16 protein-coding genes are annotated in these 16644 nt (G+C 72.9%); 5 read left to right on the top strand and 11 right to left on the bottom strand.

Features of this window, described 5'->3' with window-relative positions; genetic code table 11:
• From ACFWV2_RS31400 to ACFWV2_RS31380, 5 genes are all read right to left on the bottom strand, one after another.
• Nucleotides 1–994: ROK family glucokinase (locus tag ACFWV2_RS31400; RefSeq protein ID WP_384410281.1), on the bottom strand; the 994-nt coding region annotated here is incomplete at its 3' end.
• 66 nt (nt 995–1060) lie between these two features.
• On the bottom strand, nt 1061–1522 hold the full coding sequence (locus tag ACFWV2_RS31395; RefSeq protein ID WP_384410278.1) for a DUF5304 domain-containing protein: 462 nt from the start codon (nt 1520–1522) through the stop codon (nt 1061–1063).
• Nucleotides 1523–1565: 43 nt separating this feature from the next.
• On the bottom strand, nt 1566–2786 hold the full coding sequence (locus ACFWV2_RS31390) for an ArsA-related P-loop ATPase (RefSeq protein WP_384410275.1): 1221 nt from the start codon (nt 2784–2786) through the stop codon (nt 1566–1568).
• A 71-nt stretch (nt 2787–2857) separates the two neighbouring features.
• Nucleotides 2858–3298 (bottom strand): SRPBCC family protein, encoded by a 441-nt coding sequence (locus ACFWV2_RS31385; protein ID WP_384410272.1) that lies wholly within the window; start codon nt 3296–3298, stop codon nt 2858–2860.
• A 99-nt stretch (nt 3299–3397) separates the two neighbouring features.
• Nucleotides 3398–4165 (bottom strand): metallophosphoesterase, encoded by a 768-nt coding sequence (locus tag ACFWV2_RS31380; RefSeq protein WP_384410269.1) that lies wholly within the window; start codon nt 4163–4165, stop codon nt 3398–3400.
• A 256-nt stretch (nt 4166–4421) separates the two neighbouring features.
• Between ACFWV2_RS31380 and ACFWV2_RS31375 the strand changes: the two genes are divergently transcribed.
• Nucleotides 4422–6218 carry an AMP-dependent synthetase/ligase gene (locus tag ACFWV2_RS31375; protein ID WP_384410266.1) on the top strand — a complete coding sequence of 599 codons (1797 nt, stop codon included), beginning with the start codon at nt 4422–4424 and terminating at the stop codon, nt 6216–6218.
• Nucleotides 6219–6308: 90 nt separating this feature from the next.
• Here ACFWV2_RS31375 and ACFWV2_RS31370 read toward each other — a convergent pair whose 3' ends face one another.
• Nucleotides 6309–7451 carry a glycosyltransferase family 4 protein gene (locus ACFWV2_RS31370; protein ID WP_384410263.1) on the bottom strand — a complete coding sequence of 381 codons (1143 nt, stop codon included), beginning with the start codon at nt 7449–7451 and terminating at the stop codon, nt 6309–6311.
• A gap of 101 nt (nt 7452–7552) precedes the next feature.
• Between ACFWV2_RS31370 and ACFWV2_RS31365 the strand changes: the two genes are divergently transcribed.
• A complete protein-coding gene (locus ACFWV2_RS31365; RefSeq protein WP_384410284.1) occupies nt 7553–8821 on the top strand; it encodes a glycosyltransferase 87 family protein in 1269 nt (422 codons plus the stop codon).
• 106 nt (nt 8822–8927) lie between these two features.
• Nucleotides 8928–9893 carry a YihY/virulence factor BrkB family protein gene (locus tag ACFWV2_RS31360; RefSeq protein WP_384410260.1) on the top strand — a complete coding sequence of 322 codons (966 nt, stop codon included), beginning with the start codon at nt 8928–8930 and terminating at the stop codon, nt 9891–9893.
• A 31-nt stretch (nt 9894–9924) separates the two neighbouring features.
• On the opposite strand, the gene ACFWV2_RS31355 is transcribed toward ACFWV2_RS31360, so the two are convergent.
• Nucleotides 9925–10299: an STAS domain-containing protein gene (locus ACFWV2_RS31355; RefSeq protein WP_384410257.1), complete on the bottom strand. Its 375-nt coding sequence runs from the start codon at nt 10297–10299 to the stop codon at nt 9925–9927.
• A gap of 276 nt (nt 10300–10575) precedes the next feature.
• Between ACFWV2_RS31355 and ACFWV2_RS31350 the strand changes: the two genes are divergently transcribed.
• Nucleotides 10576–10833 carry an STAS domain-containing protein gene (locus ACFWV2_RS31350; protein ID WP_384410254.1) on the top strand — a complete coding sequence of 86 codons (258 nt, stop codon included), beginning with the start codon at nt 10576–10578 and terminating at the stop codon, nt 10831–10833.
• Nucleotides 10830–11759, top strand: coding sequence for an anti-sigma factor RsbA family regulatory protein (locus ACFWV2_RS31345; protein WP_384410251.1), 930 nt, complete (start codon nt 10830–10832; stop codon nt 11757–11759). The genes ACFWV2_RS31350 and ACFWV2_RS31345 overlap by 4 nt, the downstream gene beginning before the upstream one ends.
• A 33-nt stretch (nt 11760–11792) precedes the next feature.
• Here the strand turns inward: ACFWV2_RS31345 and ACFWV2_RS31340 are convergent, their stop codons facing one another.
• From ACFWV2_RS31340 to ACFWV2_RS31325, 4 genes are all read right to left on the bottom strand, one after another.
• On the bottom strand, nt 11793–13019 hold the full coding sequence (locus tag ACFWV2_RS31340) for a phosphatidylserine/phosphatidylglycerophosphate/cardiolipin synthase family protein (protein ID WP_384410248.1): 1227 nt from the start codon (nt 13017–13019) through the stop codon (nt 11793–11795).
• Nucleotides 13020–13134: 115 nt separating this feature from the next.
• Nucleotides 13135–13950, bottom strand: a complete 816-nt coding sequence (locus ACFWV2_RS31335) for an RNA polymerase sigma factor SigF (RefSeq protein ID WP_384410245.1) — start codon at nt 13948–13950, stop codon at nt 13135–13137.
• A gap of 172 nt (nt 13951–14122) precedes the next feature.
• Nucleotides 14123–15340 (bottom strand): hypothetical protein, encoded by a 1218-nt coding sequence (locus ACFWV2_RS31330; protein WP_384410242.1) that lies wholly within the window; start codon nt 15338–15340, stop codon nt 14123–14125.
• 80 nt (nt 15341–15420) lie between these two features.
• Nucleotides 15421–16491 carry an NlpC/P60 family protein gene (locus ACFWV2_RS31325; protein WP_384410240.1) on the bottom strand — a complete coding sequence of 357 codons (1071 nt, stop codon included), beginning with the start codon at nt 16489–16491 and terminating at the stop codon, nt 15421–15423.
• Nucleotides 16492–16644: the final 153 nt, after the last annotated feature.

Raw genomic sequence — 16644 nt, 5'->3', positions numbered from 1 at the left:
GGTCAGGCCTTGCCGGTCTCCGTCGCGGCCGTGACCGTCTCCGCGACCCGCCGCAGCCCTGGCGGGCCAGGTCGGCGGCGCCGACCAGGCCGGCCTTGTTGCCGAGCTGGGCCGCCAGGACCTGGGCGTGCGGACGCCACTGGCCGCCGATCAGCCAGCGCCGGAAGGACTTGCGGATCGGGTCGAGGACGAGGTCGCCCTCGTCCGAGACGCCGCCGCCGACGATGAACGCCGAGGGGTCGAAGAGCGAGGCCAGGTCCGCGAGACCGGCGCCGGCCCAGCGGGCCAGCTCACGGAAGGAGTCGACGGCGACCGGGTCGCCGGCGCGGGCGGCCTGGCTGACGTGCTTGCCCTCGATGCCCTCGGGGGTGCCGTCGCCGAGGCCGAGCAGCACCTCCGCGCGCTCCGGGGTGGCGTTGGCGCGCTGCCGGGCGTAGCGGACGAGGGCGCGCCCGGAGGCGTACTGCTCCCAGCAGCCCTGGCTGCCGCAGCCGCACAGCAGACCATCGGGGACGACCCGGATGTGGCCGAACTCGGCGGCCACGCCGAAGCGTCCGCGGCGCAGCTTGTTGCCGATGATGATGCCGCCGCCGAGGCCGGTGCCGAGGGTGATGCAGATGACGTCCTCATGGCCCTGGCCGGCGCCGAACCTGTACTCGCCCCAGGCGGCCGCGTTGGCGTCGTTCTCGACGACGACGGGCAGGCCGACCCGCTGCTCGACCTTGTCCTTGAGCGGCTCGTGGCGCCAGTCGATGTTCGGCGCGAAGAGGACGGTGGCGCGCTTGTCGTCGACGTAGCCCGCGGCGCCGATGCCGACGGCCTCGATCGAGTGCCCCTTGCCGGCCTCGGAGACGGCCGCGCAGATCGCGTCGACGATGCCTTCGGGGGTCGGCGGGGTGGGCACCTTGTGCGTGTCGAGGATGTTGCCCTCCTCGTCGACCACGCCGGCCGCGATCTTCGTGCCGCCGATGTCGACGCCGATGGTGAGTCCCATGTGTCCCTCAGTTTTCGGTCGAGCCCCGCTAGGGCCCACCGTACCCGAGGGGGACGGGCCTACCGATCAGTCGAGGTCGATGTGCTGGCCGGTTCCCGGCCCTTCGTCGTCCTTGCGGTCGTCCTCGCGCGGGCCGTCCGTGTCCTTACGGGGGTCGCGCGGGTCGTCCGGGGACACCGTCTCGTCGCGGGTCCAGCGGCGCTCGTGACCCTCGACGGCGGAGCGGTAGGCGGCGAGCAGTTCGTTCCCGGCGGCCGCGAGGTGGTCGAAGACCTGCGGGTTGCGCTCGATGACGGGCTCGACGACGGCTTTCGCCTGGTGGACGAGCTGCTGCACGGTCTCGGCGGCCTGGCCGCCGAGCAGCGGGTTCCCGAGGCTGCCGGAGACCTTGTCGGCGACGGCCTCGAAGAGCTTGCGGAACTCCTCGGCGGGCGAGCCCGGCCCGTCACCGCGCCGGTCCCTGCGGCGGGCCCTCTCCGCCTCCAGGTCCTCGGCGCACGCCTTGGCCCAGGCGTCCGAATCGCTCATGGCGTACTCCTCAGTGGCTGGTACTTCGACGGTACACGCCCCTTCAGGAAGTACGGGGCCAGAGGCCGGGGTCCGGCGTGAAGCGCACCCTGAGGTCGCCCTCGACGAGCCCGGCTCCGGTGACGGTGCAGCGGCGCAGGGCGCCCGGCAGGGGCATGCCGCGGCGGAAGGCGCCGACGGTCAGGAGCAGTTCGTCACCCCTGCGGACGAGGGACAGCTCCTCCTTGACGGCCCCGGGGAGGGCGAGGTGCCAGACGAGGACACCGTCCTCCTCGCGCCGGTCCTCGACGGTCCAGCGCGGTACGGGGGCAGGCGCGGCGGCGGGCCGTGCGGGCGCGAGGAGCGCGAGGTCCTCGGGCCCGCGCGGGTCCCGGCCGAGGTGGGGAAGCTCCTCGACGGCTCCGGCGGCGGTACGGAGCTCCGCGAGGTGCCGGTGCTGCTGGGTGGCGAGCCCGGCGAGCCAGGGGTCGTCGGAGTCGGCGGGCAGCAGCCGGTTGGCGACGACGGCGTCGAGGGCGAGACGCTGGACGGCGAGGCCGAGCCGGGCGGTGCGCAGGGCCCGGGCGGCGGCGGGGCCGGGTTCCAGGACGAGCCGGACGCTGGTGGTGGGGGCTTCGAGGACGGCCTGTACGGCGGCCAGCTCGGCCTCCCAGCGGGCGGTGGTCTCGTACAGCCACTGGGCGGGCATGGGGACCCCCGCGAGCTGGGCGAGCATCGGGCGCAGGGCGCGGGCGGCCTGCCGTTCGGCGGGCAGGAGGCGGCGCAGATAGCGGCGGAGCTGCTCGGGCAGGGCGAGGACGGCGAGGGCCTCGGAGAGGGGTGGCAGGTCGACGACGGCGAGCTCGTGGTCGCCCTGAGCGGCGTCGCGGAGGGAGCGGAGCAGGGCGAACTGGCGGCTGCCGGGCAGCTCGGTGAGTTCGGCGTCCTCGAAGGGCGTGGCGCCGAGCAGATCGAGGGCGGTGCCGGAGCGGGCCTGGAGGGCGAGGAACTCACGGCGGAAGTCGGCGGGGGGCTCGGGGCGGTGGACGCGGAGCGCGCCGGGGAGCGCGGAGCGCTGGGCGCCGGGGGCCGACTCGGAGCGGCGGACGGCGCCGGCGGCCGGCTCGGGGCGGTGGGCGCCGGGGGCATCGCCGGTGAGGAGCGGGTCGGCGTCCTCGGAGACGAGCAGGACCCGGCGGCCGGCCCGTGCCTCCGCGAGGGCGGTGGCGGCGGCGACGGTGGTGCGGCCGGCGCCGCCCGGGCCGGTGACAAGGATGATCCGCATGCCGGGAACGTTACCGGCCGCCGACGGGGCCTCTGCGGGCCCCCGTCGCGGCCGCCCGCCCGGCCGGCCCGTTACGTGCCCGACTCGACGCGCTTCTTCAGGCCCGCGAGCGCCCGGTCGATGATGACCTTCTCCGCCTTGCGCTTGATCATGCCGAGCATCGGGATCTTGACGTCGACGGTCAGCTGGTACGTGACCTCCGTGCGGTCGCCGCCGAGCGCCGCGAGCCGGTAGGAGCCGTCGAGGGAGCGGAGCATCTGGGACTTGACCAGGGTCCAGCTGACCTCGTCGGCGCCGGTCCAGGTGTAGGCGAGGGTGTGGTCGTCCTTGATGGCGCCGGCGTCGAGGAGCAGCCGGACCTTCTCCGCGCGGCCGGAGCCGTCGGTCTCCAGGACCTCGGCCTCCTTCACCTCGCCTGTCCACTCCGGGTAGCGGGCGAAGTCGGCGATCACGCCCATGACGTCGGCCGGCGCCGCCTCGATGGTGATGCTCGAGCTGGTGTGTTCGGCCATCGTGGTGGCTCCTCCACTGTGCGGTCCGGCGGAAATCGAAGGAAGTCGCAGGGCACGGACGTGCCGACGGCAGGCTATCGCGCCGTGACCGCGCGCCCGTCACCACTCCAGCGCGAAGGGCCTGCCCGTGGAGGCGAAGTGGCCGACGTTCACGCACTCGGTCGAGGCGATCCGCATCCGCCGGGCCAGCGGCTGGTGGACGTGGCCGAAGAGGGAGTAGCGGGGCCGGGTGCGCCGGATGGCGTCGAGCAGGGCACGGCTGCCGCGCTCGAAGCGGCGGGCGACGATGTCGTACGTCAGCTCGGGGACGTCCGGCGGGATGTGGGAGCAGAGGACGTCGACGTCGCCGAGGGCCTCGACCTTCGCCGCGTACTCCTCGTCGGAGATCTCGTACGGCGTGCGCATGGGGGTGCGCAGGCCGCCGCCGACGAAGCCGAACACGAGACCGCCGAGCTCGACCCGCTCGCCGTCGAGGACGGTCGTCCCGGGGCGGGCGAAGTCGGGCCAGAGGCGAGGGATGTCGACGTTGCCGTAGGTGGCGTACGTGGGGGTGGGGAAGGCGGCGAAGAGTTCGGCGTACTGGCGGCGGACCGCGGCCTCGATCGCGGTGTCCCGGTCGACGTCGAGCGCGGCCCAGAGGCGGCGGCCCAGGTCACGGGCCTCGTCGAAGCGGCGGGCGGTGCGGAGTTCCACGAGCCGGTCGGCGTTCTCGACGCCGAAGAGCTCGGGGAAGATCCCCCGGCTGTGGTCGGCGTAGTCGAGGAAGAGGACCAGGTCCCCCAGGCATATGAGGGCGTCGGCACCGTCCCCCGCCCTGGCGAGGTCTCCGGCGTTTCCGTGCACGTCACTGACCACATGGACTCGCATGGGCCCTACCTTAGGGGGTGCGACCTGCGGTTACTTCCGAGTCGGCAAACCTGTGGATTACTGTGCGCAGAGCACCGCCACACATGTGTGATGCACGGAACATCTGGCCGGAACCCCCTATCGGCAACCATGTACTGATGGGTAACGTCCGGGCAGTCCAGTCGTGCTCACCCCCACTGAGCGCCCGCCATTTCTTGGACTTCACCGGTGCATCACACAGAGCCGTGGCGCCGGCGCCCGATGAGGAGCAGCAGTCTTGCGCGAGTTCAGCCTTCCGGCCCTGTACGAGGTCCCCGCGGACGGCAACCTGACGGATCTCATCCGCCGCAACGCCTCCCAGCACCCAGACGTCGCCGTGATGGGCCGCAAGGTCGCCGGGGCGTGGACCGACGTGACCGCCACGGAGTTCCTGGCCGAGGTCCGCGGGGCCGCCAAGGGTCTGATCGCCGCCGGTGTCGAGCCGGGTGACCGGGTCGCGCTGCTCTCCCGTACGCGCTACGAGTGGGTGCTCCTCGACTTCGCGATCTGGAGCGCGGGCGGCGTGACCGTGCCGGTGTACGAGACCAGCTCGCCGGAGCAGATCCAGTGGATCCTCGGCGACTCGGGCTCGACGCTCGTGCTGGTCGAGAGCGCCGCGCACGAGGCCTCGGTGGAGTCAGTGCGGGAGCACCTGCCGCGGCTCAAGGACGTGTGGCAGATCGAGGACGACGCGGTCGCGCGGCTCACGGCGAGCGGCGCGGACGTCTCCGACGAGCTGCTCGACGAGCGCATGTCGGCGGCGAACGCGGACGACCCGGCGACGATCGTCTACACCTCGGGCACCACGGGCCGCCCCAAGGGCTGCGTCCTGACCCACCGGGCCTTCTTCGCCGAGTGCGGCAACGTGGTGGAGCGGCTGAAGCCCCTCTTCCGTACCGGTGAGTGCTCGGTGCTGCTGTTCCTGCCCGCCGCGCACGTCTTCGGCCGGCTCGTCGAGGTCGCGTCCGTGATGGCGCCGATCCGGCTGGGCTGCGTCCCGGACATCAAGAACCTCACGGACGAGCTGGCCTCGTTCCGGCCGACGCTGATCCTGGGCGTGCCCCGGGTCTTCGAGAAGGTCTACAACTCGGCGCGGGCGAAGGCGCAGGCCGACGGCAAGGGCAGGATCTTCGACAGGGCCGCGCACACGGCGATCGCGTACAGCCGGGCGATCAGCACCCCGCAGGGTCCGTCCTTCGGCCTGAAGCTGAAGCACAAGGTCTTCGACAAGCTGGTCTTCTCCAAGCTGCGGGCGGTGCTGGGCGGGCGCGGCGAGTACGCGATCTCGGGCGGCGCGCCGCTCGGCGAGCGGCTCGGGCACTTCTTCCGGGGCATCGGCTTCACGGTCCTGGAGGGCTACGGCCTGACGGAGTCCTGCGCGGCGACGGCGTTCAACCCCTGGGACCGGCAGAAGATCGGTACGGTCGGGCAGCCGCTGCCGGGTTCGGTGGTGCGGATCGCCGACGACGGCGAGGTGCTGCTGCACGGCGAGCACGTCTTCTCGCGGTACTGGAACAACGAGGCGGCGACGGCCGAGGCGCTGGCGGACGGCTGGTTCCACACCGGTGACATCGGCACCCTCGACGAGGACGGCTATCTGGCGATCACCGGCCGGAAGAAGGAGATCCTGGTCACGGCGGGCGGCAAGAACGTCGCCCCCGCGGTCATCGAGGACCGGATCCGGGCCCACGCGCTGGTCGCGGAGTGCATGGTGGTCGGCGACGGGCGCCCGTTCGTGGGCGCGCTGGTCACGATCGACGAGGAGTTCCTCGGCCGCTGGGCCTCCGAGCACGGCAAGCCGGCGGGCTCGACGGCTGCCACCCTGCGCGACGACGTGGAGCTCGTGGCGGAGGTCCAGCGCGCGATCGACGACGGCAACGCGGCGGTCTCCAAGGCGGAGTCGGTCCGCAAGTTCCGTATCCTGCCGGCCCAGTTCACGGAGGAGGCGGGCCACATCACGCCGTCCCTGAAGCTGAAGCGGAACGTGGTGGCGAAGGACTTCGCGCACGAGATCGAGGCGATCTACACGGCCTGAGCCGACGGTTCGGACGTACGGAGGGGGCCCGGGGCGACATCGCCCCGGGCCCCCTCCGTCGTGGCGTCCGACCGCCCAAGCCGTGGCGTCTCAGAGCAGGGCGCGCAGGCGTTCGGCCAGGAGGTCCCAGCGCCATTTCTCCTCGACCCAGGCGCGGCCCCGCTCGCCCATGCGGGCACGGAGTTCGGGGTCGAGGAGGAGGGTGGTGACGCGGTCGGCGGTGTCCTCGGGGGATTCGCCGCGGACGACCCAGCCGGTCTCGCCGTCGAGGACGGCGTCGGGGGCACCGCCGGAGTCGCCCGCGACGACCGGGAGGCCGGTGGCGGAGGCCTCCAGGTAGACGATGCCGAGGCCTTCGACGTCGAGGCCGCCGCGCCGGGTGCGGCAGGGCATGGCGAAGACGTCGCCGGCTCCGTAGTGGGCGGGCAGCTCGGACCAGGGGACGGCGCCGGTGAAGCGTACGGATCCGGCCACGCCGGTCTCGGCGGCGAGGCGGCGCAGGTCCTGCTCGTACGGGCCGCCGCCGACGATCAGGAGGACGGCGTCCGGGACCCGGCGGAGGATTCGCGGCATCGCCCGGATCAGGGTGTCCTGGCCCTTGCGGGGGACCAGCCTGGAGACGCAGACCACGACGGGGCGGTCGCTGAGCCCAAGGCGGGCGCGGACCTCCGCGCCGCCGGAGCCGGGGTGGAAGGTCTTCTCGTCGACGCCGGGCGGGAGCTGCGTCATGCGGCCGGCGGCGGCGGGCGTGAGGGCCGCCGCGATCCGGGAGCGGGTGTACTCGCCGAGGTAGGTGATGGTGTCCGTCCCCTCGCCGATCCGCCGCAGCAGCTGCCGGGAGCCAGGCAGCTGGGCCCAGCCCGCCTCGTGGCCGTGGGTGGTGGCGACGAGCCGCCGGGCGCCCGCCCGGCGCAGCGCGGGCGCCATCAGGCCGAGGGGGGCGGCGGCGCCGAACCACACGGACTCGCAGCCGTGCTCGCGCAGGAGCGCGGTGGCCCGGGCGGTGACGCGAGGGGTCGGCAGCAGCATGGTGGTGCGATCGCGCACCACCGTGAAAGGCTGTTCGGCGTCGAACGCGGCCGTCGCCTCGATCCCCTCGCCGCCACGCTTCCACGTGGAGGCGTAGACCACGATCCGGTCGGGGTCCAGGCGGAGCGCCATGTTGTGCAGGAAGGCCTGGATTCCGCCGGGACGCGGCGGGAAGTCGTTGGTTACGATCAGGGTCTTGTGCATCGTGGCCGACAGTACCGCGAGCGCACCCACCGCCCAGCACCACCACTCCCCCGCGTGAGCGGGCCGACAGGACAAGGACGAGACCAGTGAAGACGGGCGCAGTGGGGAATCGTTCACGGTCACGCACCGATCTGCGGCTTCCGCTCGGACTCTGGGGTCTCACCCGGGTCGTCCTGCTGCTCTGCGTCTTCAAGATCGTGGTGATCCCCGGACCGGACATCACGTTCGACGTCGCGGACATCTACCAGGGCTGGTACGACGTCCTGCGGACGGGCACGTACCCGCTGGACGACGTGACCTGGCAGTACCCGCCGGCCGCCGCGTTCGCGATCCTGGCCCCCGGTCTGCTGCCGTTCCTCGGCTACTCGGCCGCCTTCTTCGTCCTCGCCTTCCTCTGCGACGCGCTCGTCTTCGGGCTGCTCGTCCACACCGGCCGCCGGGCCGGCCGCTCGATGCGCGGCGCGTGGATCTGGATCGCCGGCGTCGCGGTGCTCGGCCCGACCGCGTACGCCCGGTACGACGTGATGGTGACCGCCGTCGCGGTGGCGGCGCTGCTCGCGGCGGGCCGGAGTCCGCGCGTCCTCGGCGCCCTCGCCGGGTTCGGCGCGGTCCTGAAGGTGTGGCCGGTGCTGCTGCTCGCGGGCACCCCCAAGGGCCGGGCGACCTTCCGCGCCTGGCCGACGGCGGTGGGCGCGGCGGCGGCCGTGCTGCTGCTCTGCGTGCTGTGGATGCCGGGGGCGCTGGCCTTCCTCTCCTTCCAGCGCGACCGGGGCACGGAGGTCGAGTCGCTGGGTTCGATGGTGTTCCACGTGGCCCGGCACTTCGGCTGGGACGGTGAGGCGCGGATGAACTACGGCTCGATCGAGTTCCTCGGCCCGTACGTCTCCACGGTGTCGACGGCCGCCATGGTGCTCACCTTCGTCGCCTTCGGCTGGTTGCTGCTCTGGCGGTTCAAGGCGCGCCACTTCACCTCGTCGACGGTGGCGGACGCGGCCTTCGTCGCGGTGCTGCTGTTCACGGCGACGAGCCGGGTGCTCTCCCCGCAGTACATGCTGTGGCTGGTCGGTCTGGCGGCCGTGTGTCTCGCCTACCGGGCGAGCCGGATGGAGCGCCCGGTGCATCTGATCGTGTGGGCGACGGCGGTGACGCAGTTCGAGTTCCCGGTGTGGTTCTCGCACGTGACGCGGAGCGACCCGCTGGGGATGGCGGTGCTCTTCACCCGGAACGGGCTGCTCATCGCCGCCACGCTCCTCGCCTGCCGGATCCTGTGGCAGCAGACGGTGACGGAGCCGCGCCTCGCCGGGGCCGCGACGGTACCCGCGCAGGCGGGCGCGCCCGAGCGCGAGAAGGCTCTGTCCGGCACGTTCTGACGCACACACCCGGCGGGCCGTGCGCGTCGGCGTATGCGCTCGCCCGTTCCGGGCACATGACAGGCGTCGCGCGTCACGACCGACGCCACCGGCGGGGAAGGACGACATGGGCACGGTGGTGCACGTTCCGCAGACGCGGGACATGCTCGGGGAGGAACTCTCCGGCGACGAGGCGTTCACAGCGCTGCGGCACTACGGCGGCCGGGCGCTGCTCGTCGACTCCTTCGCCCGCTTCCGGTACGCGGACGGCTTCAGCTTCGCCCGGTCACTGGGCTACCAGGTGGTGCTCGGCATCGTCCCGTTCACCATCGCCCTGGTCGGCGTGACGGTGACCATGCACACCGAGAGCCTGGGACGGGCGATCGAGCTGTCCCTGGCCGGCGTCGTTCCGGGCGCCAGCGCGGACCTGGTGGGCGACGCGCTCGCCGACACCCGGCGCAGCGCCGGGGCGGACACGGCCGGGGCCATCGCCATGTGGCTGGGCCTCGGCTTCGCGATCCTCAACCTCGCCTCCGCCATGGGGCAGATCGAGCGGGGCTGCAACCGCATCTACGGCATCGAGCGGGACCGTCCGTTCCTCGCCAAGTACGGCAGGGCCGTCCTCCTCGCGGTGAGCGCGGGCCTGCCGCTGGGGGCGGGTTTCCTCGTCATCGTGGCCGGCCCCGAGATCGGCGAGGCCGTGACGCGGGCACTGCACTGGCCGCCGTCCCTGCTCGCCTGGTGGCGGCCGCTCCACCTCCCGTTCGGGGTGCTGCTCGCGGCACTCGCCTCCGCCGTGATCTTCCGCTGGGCTCCCCGCCGGGTCCAGCCCGGTTACACCTGGCTGGTGTTCGGGTCGGGGATCCATCTGCTGCTGTGGGTCGCCGCCACCTGGCTCCTGGGCCTCTACGTAGGCGGCAGCGGGTCGTTCGGTGCGGTGTACGGCTCCCTCGCGGCCTTCGTCGCCCTGCTGTTGTGGGCGAACGTGACGGGCATCGCGCTCTTCCTCGGCATCGCCTTCGCCGCCCAGCTGGAGGCGGCGCGGGCGGGCATCACGGAACCCGTCCACCCGGACCCCGGCCCGGGCACCTGACCTCCCCGGGGGCGCGTCCCGTCCTCGGGCGCTACGGGGACGGCGGCGGTGACAGGGCCGCTTCGACAGTGGGGCGGATGTCGAGGACGGTGTCCGCTCCCGTGATCTCGAAGAGCCGGCGGAGCTGCTCGTCGGGCGCGACGACACGGAGGGCCGTCGTGCTGTGGGTGTGGAGGACCAGATTGAGGAAGGTCGAGTCCCCGAAGGTGATCTCCGAGGCGTCGAGGATCACCACGGGGTAGGTGCTGCCCGCTGTGGTCAGGGCGTCGGTGAGCGGCTGGAGCGTACTGAGGTCCAGGTCGCCGCGGGCGACGACGACGCACGCCCCGCCGACGGTGTACTGGTCGGTGCGGGCTGTGGTCCCCTCGTCGTCCCTCGGGGACAGGTTGCCGCTGGTGCTGTCCATGCCACGCAGTATGCCCCGCCCGGTCCGGGACCGGCGAGGGTGCCGGGCCCCCGGCGCACGGCGGGACGGACCCCCGCCGGTACGCATCCCCCCGGGATGTCGCGGGAATCCCCGGTCGGTTAGGCTACGGGGTCGGATGAGGCCACTGCCGACGCCGACGTAGGAGAACAGAGCGTGGATGCCCCACACGACGCGGACCGGTTCCGCCCGATGCGGTCGTCGGGGCGGGCTCTGCTGGAGGTAGGCCCCTTGTCAGGGCGACCGGGGGTGAGAGCCATGGGCGAGGTCAACGTGGTCTCGCGCCCTTCCTGGGAAGACGCCCTGACGACCATGGCGCGGCGCCACACGGACGTCTCCTACGTGGAGATGTCGGGGCTCCGGTTCGTCGACGTGGCCGGCGTGGCCGCTCTGGCGGTCACGGCGCAGAACCTGCCCGAGGGCCGTATCGTCCTTGAGGACCCGCCGTCGGAGCTGCGGCGCGTACTGGACATGTTCTGGCCCGACCTGTCGACGATCGAGGTGGCACAGCGATGAGTACAGTTGCCGCCGGCGAGACCTTCGTTCACCCGGCCCTGTTCTACCGGGACGAGCGGGAGTACGTGGCCGGAACCGTGCCCTTCGTCCAGGAGGGCCTGGCCGCCGGGGAGGCCGTGGCGGTCGCGGTGCCCGGCCCCAACCTCGAACTGATCAAGAACGCTCTCGGGCCCGGTGCCGAGGATGTCCAGTTCCTCGACATGACCGAGGCCGGCCGCAACCCCGGCCGGATCATCCCGGGAGTGCTGAGAGCGTTCGCCGACGCCCATCCCGAAGGCCACGTCCGCATCATCGGCGAGCCGATCTGGGCCGGCCGTACAGCCACGGAGTACCCCGCGTGCGTGCAGCACGAAGCGCTGATCAACAGCGCCTTCCAGGGGCGGGACGCGACCATCCTGTGCCCCTACGACACGGTACGTCTGGACGCCGAGGTCATCGCCGACGCCTGGGCCACCCACCCCACGGTCATCGACCGGGGACGTGAACTGAGCAGCCCCTCCTACGACTGGCAGACGGTCGTCGCCCGCTACAACGAGCCCCTGGTCCGTCCGACGGGCGCCGCGACCGTCTCCTTCGGCGCCGAGGAGCTGCCGGCGGCGCGTCACTTCGCGGTCAAGGAGGCCGAGGGGCTGGGGCTGCCCGGCGGCCGGGCACAGGACCTCGCGCTCGCGGTGTCGGAACTGACGACCAACAGCGTGATCCACGGCGGTGGCTCCGGCACCCTGCGGATCTGGGCCGAGAGCGAGCGGATCGTGTGCGAGGTCGAGGACGGCGGCCGCCTGGCCGACCCGCTGGCCGGCCGCCGCCCGGCGGCCCGGGGCCAGCTGGGCGGGCGCGGCCTGCTCCTGGTCAACTACCTCGCCGACCTGGTCCGGGTGCACACGGCTCCGGACGGCACCACCGTCCGCTTCTACCTCAGCCGCTGACCGCCCGGAACGGCGCCCCTGGCGACCGTCCGGTCACAGGAAGCGGCGTATCGGCAGTACGGCTGCCTCCCGGGCGCGCTGGACGGGCGAGCGTCTCTTCCAGCGGCCGCCGCTGATCCGTTCGCTGACTTCGAGGTCCTGGTCGAAGTGCTCGTCCAGGGTGGCGGTGAAGGTCTCGTCCAGGACGGCGAGCATGACCTCTTCGTCGTGGTCGAGGGAGCGCCGGTTGAAGTTGGTCGAGCCGATCAGGCTGGCGGTCCGGTCCACGGTGATGACCTTGGCGTGCATCATCGTCGGCTGGTACTCGTAGATCTTCACGCCGCAGGCGGTCAGTTCCTCGTAGTAGTGCTGCCCGGCCAGTTGGCAGACGCGCTTGTCGGTATGGGGCCCCGGGAGCAGGATCTCGACCTCGACCCCGCGCCTGGCGGCCGCGCACAGCAGCCCGATGAAGTAGGCGTCCGGCGCGAAGTACGCCGTGGCGAGGCGCACCCGCTCCTCGGCGGATTCGAGCATCACCCGGATCAGGGTCTGCATGTCCTGCCAGCCGATGCTGGCCGAGCCGCGCACGACCTGCACGACCGCGTCCCCCTGCCGTTCGTGCTCGACGAAGCGGTCGCGCTCGTCGAAGAGGTCCTGGTGGCACTCGGCCCAGTTCTGCGCGAACGCGGCGGCGATGCCGTCCACCGCCGGACCCCGTACCTCGACGTGGGTGTCGCGCCATTCGTTCTCGTTGCGGGCGTCGCCGCACCACTCCTGGGCGATGCCGACGCCGCCGGTGAACGCCACGCGCTCGTCCACGACGAGGGCCTTGCGGTGGCAGCGGTGATTCTGCTTGAACGGCGACAGGTAGAGCGGCTTGCGGAACCAGGACACCTGCACCCCGGCCTGTTCCATCGCCCGCAGCTGGTCCTTCTCGATCAGCCGGCTGCCGAAGCCGTCCAGAAGGAGACGCACGCGTATCCCTTCCCGGGCACGGTCGGCGAGGGCCCGGGCGAATTCATTGGCTATGTCACCGCGCCAGTAGACGAACGTCATCATGTCCACCGTGTGCTCGGCGGAACGGATGGCCGTCAGCATGGCGTCGAAGATCTCGTCCCCGTTGCGCAGGGCCACCAGGGAGTTCCCCTCGGTGGCGGCGATGCCGATCAGGCGCTCCAAGCGCCGCCGGAGCCGGTGCTTGCGGTCGTCGGAGGGAGGCGAAGACGTCTGGTCGTCGAGGGTGTCCCCGCGGAGTTCCGGTATCTCGTGTGTACGCGTCATGACTCACCTGGTCGACGGGAAAAGGAAGGGCGCCGGTCGGAGCGACCGGCGCGACAGGGTGACGGGGTGGGGCCGAGGAGACCGCCGGGGGGGGCGGCGGCTCCTCGGCCGGGTCTCAGCACTGGGTGGTGAGCATGCCTTCGCGAAGCTGCTGCAGCGTGCGGGACAGCAGGCGGGAGACGTGCATCTGGGAGCAGCCCAGCTGCTCGCCGATCTGGGCCTGGGTGAGCTCCTCGACGAAGCGCATGTGGAGGATCCGCCGGTCGCGGTCGGCGAGTCCGGCGATCAGGGGCGCGAGGGCGTGGAAGTCCTCGACGAGCTCCATGGCGGGGTCCTCGGCGCCGATGAAGTCGGCGAGCGCCGCCTCGCCGTCCTCACTGTCGCCGGTGATCGCGGCGTCGAGCGAGCTGGAGTTGTAGCCGTTCGCGGCGAGACGGGCCTCGATGACCTCGTCCTCCGACAGGCTCATCAGCTCGGCCAGCTCCTTGACCGTGGGCGTGCGGCCGAGCCGGGTGCTCAACTCGTCGGTGGCGCGGGCGAGTTCGACGCGGGCCTCCTGGAGGCGGCGCGGGACGTGCACGGCCCAGGAGGTGTCGCGGAAGAACCGCTTGATCTCGCCCACGATGTAGGGGACGGCGAAGGTGGTGAACTCGACCTCGCGGGACAGCTCGAAGCGGTCGATGGCCTTGATCAGGCCGATCATCCCGACCTGGACGATGTCCTCCATCTCGTCGGCGCCACGGCTGCGGAAGCGGCCCGCCGCGTAGCGGACGAGGGACATGTTCATCTCGATGAGGGTGTTGCGCACGTACTGGTACTCGTGCGTGCCCTCCTCAAGGGCCGTCAGCTGCCCGAAGAACAGCCTGGACATCGCCCGGGCGTCCTTCGGAGCGACCTTGAGCGGGTCGTCGATGGTCGGCAGGCTCGCCATACCGTTCGCAGCGTTCTCCGCCTGTGTCCTCGTCGCCGTCGTCAGCACTCTCGGGCCCTCCCTCATCGATCAACACGTCTCTCGACCCCTCGGGGCCGCGCTTACCCCGGGTGTCGCCGGTCATGCGCGCAAATTATCCCCGTCTTCGGCGAGCTCGCGACTCGGCCCGCCCCTAGTGGCCGAGCCGCTCCACCAGATGGGCGCGCCAGTCGGCGGTGAAGTCCTCCGGGGTGGTGCCGAGCACGTCCTGAAGTGCCTTCTCCACCGCGCCCTCGCGGCCCGGGTGGGCCCCGACGGCGCGGTAGAAGGCCGTCAGCTCCTCCTCGCCCCAGCGGTCGGCGATCAGCTCGCAGGCCAGCCAGCCGCCCTCGTAGGCCCGTGCCAGGGCCTCCGCGTCCCCGCCGAAGCCGAACTCGGGGTCCTCCGGGAGCCGGGCGGGCAGTTCGCCCGCGCGGACCGCGCGGGCGAGCTCGGGCGCGGCCTGGTCGGCGGTTCGGCCGGTGCCGCGGTAGGCGACCCAGTCGGCGAAGCCCTCCGAGAGCCAGATCGGGGTGGCCCCGGTGGTCTGGACCCGGGTCGCGACATGGGTGGCCTCGTGGGTGAGGACCAGCTGCCGGCCGAACGCGCCGAGCACCGCGTACGCGTCGGGGTTCACGATCACCCGGTCGGCGGGCGCCTGCGGACCGCCGCCCGTCTCGCCGGTGGTGACGGCCGCGATGCCCCGGTAGGAGGCGGCGGGTCCGCCGAGGAGCCGTCCCATCGCCTCGACCGACGCGGGTACGAGGACCACGACGCGGCCCGCCCAGTCGCCGTGCCATGCCTCCCCGACCGCGGGCACCGCCCGGTCGGCGGCGGCCGCGATCTCCCGGAGCCGCTCGTCGCTCTGGCCGACGCCGAGGACGAGGCTGCGCCGGCCGGTCACCGCCTCGACCCGCCCCTGCTGCCACAGCTGCTGCGGGGCGCCCTCGACGGCCCGGTCGCCGGTCACGTACCAGCGGCCGTCCCGCTCCGCGAGGTCCAGGATCCGTCCGGTGGTGACGGGCCCGGGGTCGTAACCCTCGATCCGGTACCCCAGCTCGGCCTCGGCGGTGGCCGTGCCCTCGCCGGTCCGCTCGACGTCGGTGACGCGGTAGCTCAGGCGGCCCAGGGGGACCTCGGCGAGCCGGTCGAACTGCGTGCGGGCGGCCGGTACGAGCGAAGGGTCGAGGGCCGCGAGAAAGCCGGGCTCGTCACGGTCGACGAGGGCGCGCGCGTGCCGGTCGAGCAGGCTCTGGATCTCCCGGGGTGCCGGGTCGGCCGGCGTGGGCGCGGTGCACCCGCCGAGGGCCAGGAGAGCTGCCAGCAGACACCCGGCCGCGCCGCGCGCCGCTCCACTCCCCTGACCTGCCACGCCCCGATCGTACGGTCGGAACGGCCGGCCCCGCTTCCCGTGCGGGACGGGGCGGCACGGGGCCGGTGGTGCCCCCGGGCTCAGACCCGGGTCACCGTCGCGTGCGACATCATGTCCACCGGGTCGTAGCGGACCCGCGCGCCCGGATAGGGGGCGTGGATGACCTGCCCGCCGCCCGCGTAGATCCCGACGTGGCTGGCGTCGCCGCGGTACGTGACGAGGTCGCCGGGCTGCGCCTGCGCGAGCGGCACCCGACGCCCCGCGTACCGCTGCGCCGACGAGGTCCGCGGCAGGCTGATCCCGGCCTGCCGGTACGACCAGACCATCAGGCCCGAGCAGTCGAAGGCGGAGGGGCCCGTCGCCCCCCACACGTACGGCTTGCCGATCGCGCTGCGGGCGGCGATCACCGCGGCGGCGGCCCGCGAGGAGGCCGGGCCGAGGTCGGCCGCGGGGGGCGCTTCCTCGGCGGGCCCGGAGGCGCGTCCGCCCTCCCGTCCGCCGTCGCGCCCGCCTTCCTGTCCGCCGTCACGTCCGCCCGACCTGGAGGCCCGGTCGAAGTCGGCGCGCTCCTCGGCGGTGAGACTCGCGAGCACCCGGCGGGCCTCGGCGAGCTTGCGCTCGACGGTGCGCTTGTGGCGGGCGACCTCGGCCCGGCTGCGGTCGAGTTCGACCAGGGCGGTACGGGCCTCGGACCGCTTCTGGTCCAGTCGGCGCTGCTCCCGCTGGAGTTCGGTGAGCGCGGCGCCCTGGCGGGCGGTGAGCCGCTCCAGGGCGGCGGCCCGGTCGAGGTAGCTGTCCGGGTCCGAGGAGAGCAGCAGGGCGAGGGCGGGGTCGATGCCGCCGGAGCGGTACTGGGCCCCGGCGACCGAGCCGAGCGCGCCCCGCATGTGGTTGATGCGCTCCTGGCCGCGGGCGAGCCCGTCCCGGGCCTGGGAGACCGTCCGGCGCAGCGCGTCCGCCTTCTCGTCCGCCTTGTTGTAGCCCTCGGTGGCCCGCTCGGCCTCCTCGAAGAGGCGGTCGACCGTGGCCCGGGTGGCCTCGGTCCCGGCTCCGGGGTCGGCGCTCGCGGGGACGGCCCCGAGGGACGCCGCCGCGGTCGCCGCGGCGGCGGTGAGGACGGTGACCCTGGCGGGTCGGCGGTGGGACGCCACGAATCGCGCTCCGTTCGGCTCGACGCAGACTGGCGCGGCAGACAGTAGCCGTTGATCAGTCGGCGTCCAACGAAGCCGATGGACACACACAGTGACGCCCCGCCGGAGAACACAGGTCACCGGCGGGGCGTCAGGTCAGTCGGGGTCGCGGTG

The sequence above is a fragment of the Streptomyces sp. NPDC058671 genome (assembly GCF_042716475.1).
GTDB lineage: Bacteria > Actinomycetota > Actinomycetes > Streptomycetales > Streptomycetaceae > Streptomyces.
This window is presented reverse-complemented; position numbering and strand designations above follow the sequence as displayed.

Bases quoted from the DNA above. Each gene is read 5' to 3' on its own strand.
- ACFWV2_RS31350 (WP_384410254.1), top strand. From the start codon at position 10,576: ATGGGCGAGGTCAACGTGGTCTCGCGCCCTTCCTGGGAAGACGCCCTG.
- ACFWV2_RS31335 (WP_384410245.1), bottom strand. From the start codon at position 13,950: ATGGCGAGCCTGCCGACCATCGACGACCCGCTCAAGGTCGCTCCGAAG.
- ACFWV2_RS31395 (WP_384410278.1), bottom strand. From the start codon at position 1,522: ATGAGCGATTCGGACGCCTGGGCCAAGGCGTGCGCCGAGGACCTGGAG.
- ACFWV2_RS31370 (WP_384410263.1), bottom strand. From the start codon at position 7,451: ATGCACAAGACCCTGATCGTAACCAACGACTTCCCGCCGCGTCCCGGC.
- ACFWV2_RS31385 (WP_384410272.1), bottom strand. From the start codon at position 3,298: ATGGCCGAACACACCAGCTCGAGCATCACCATCGAGGCGGCGCCGGCC.
- ACFWV2_RS31345 (WP_384410251.1), top strand. From the start codon at position 10,830: ATGAGTACAGTTGCCGCCGGCGAGACCTTCGTTCACCCGGCCCTGTTC.
- ACFWV2_RS31390 (WP_384410275.1), bottom strand. From the start codon at position 2,786: ATGCGGATCATCCTTGTCACCGGCCCGGGCGGCGCCGGCCGCACCACC.
- ACFWV2_RS31355 (WP_384410257.1), bottom strand. From the start codon at position 10,299: ATGGACAGCACCAGCGGCAACCTGTCCCCGAGGGACGACGAGGGGACC.
- ACFWV2_RS31340 (WP_384410248.1), bottom strand. From the start codon at position 13,019: ATGACGCGTACACACGAGATACCGGAACTCCGCGGGGACACCCTCGAC.
- ACFWV2_RS31360 (WP_384410260.1), top strand. From the start codon at position 8,928: ATGGGCACGGTGGTGCACGTTCCGCAGACGCGGGACATGCTCGGGGAG.
- ACFWV2_RS31380 (WP_384410269.1), bottom strand. From the start codon at position 4,165: ATGCGAGTCCATGTGGTCAGTGACGTGCACGGAAACGCCGGAGACCTC.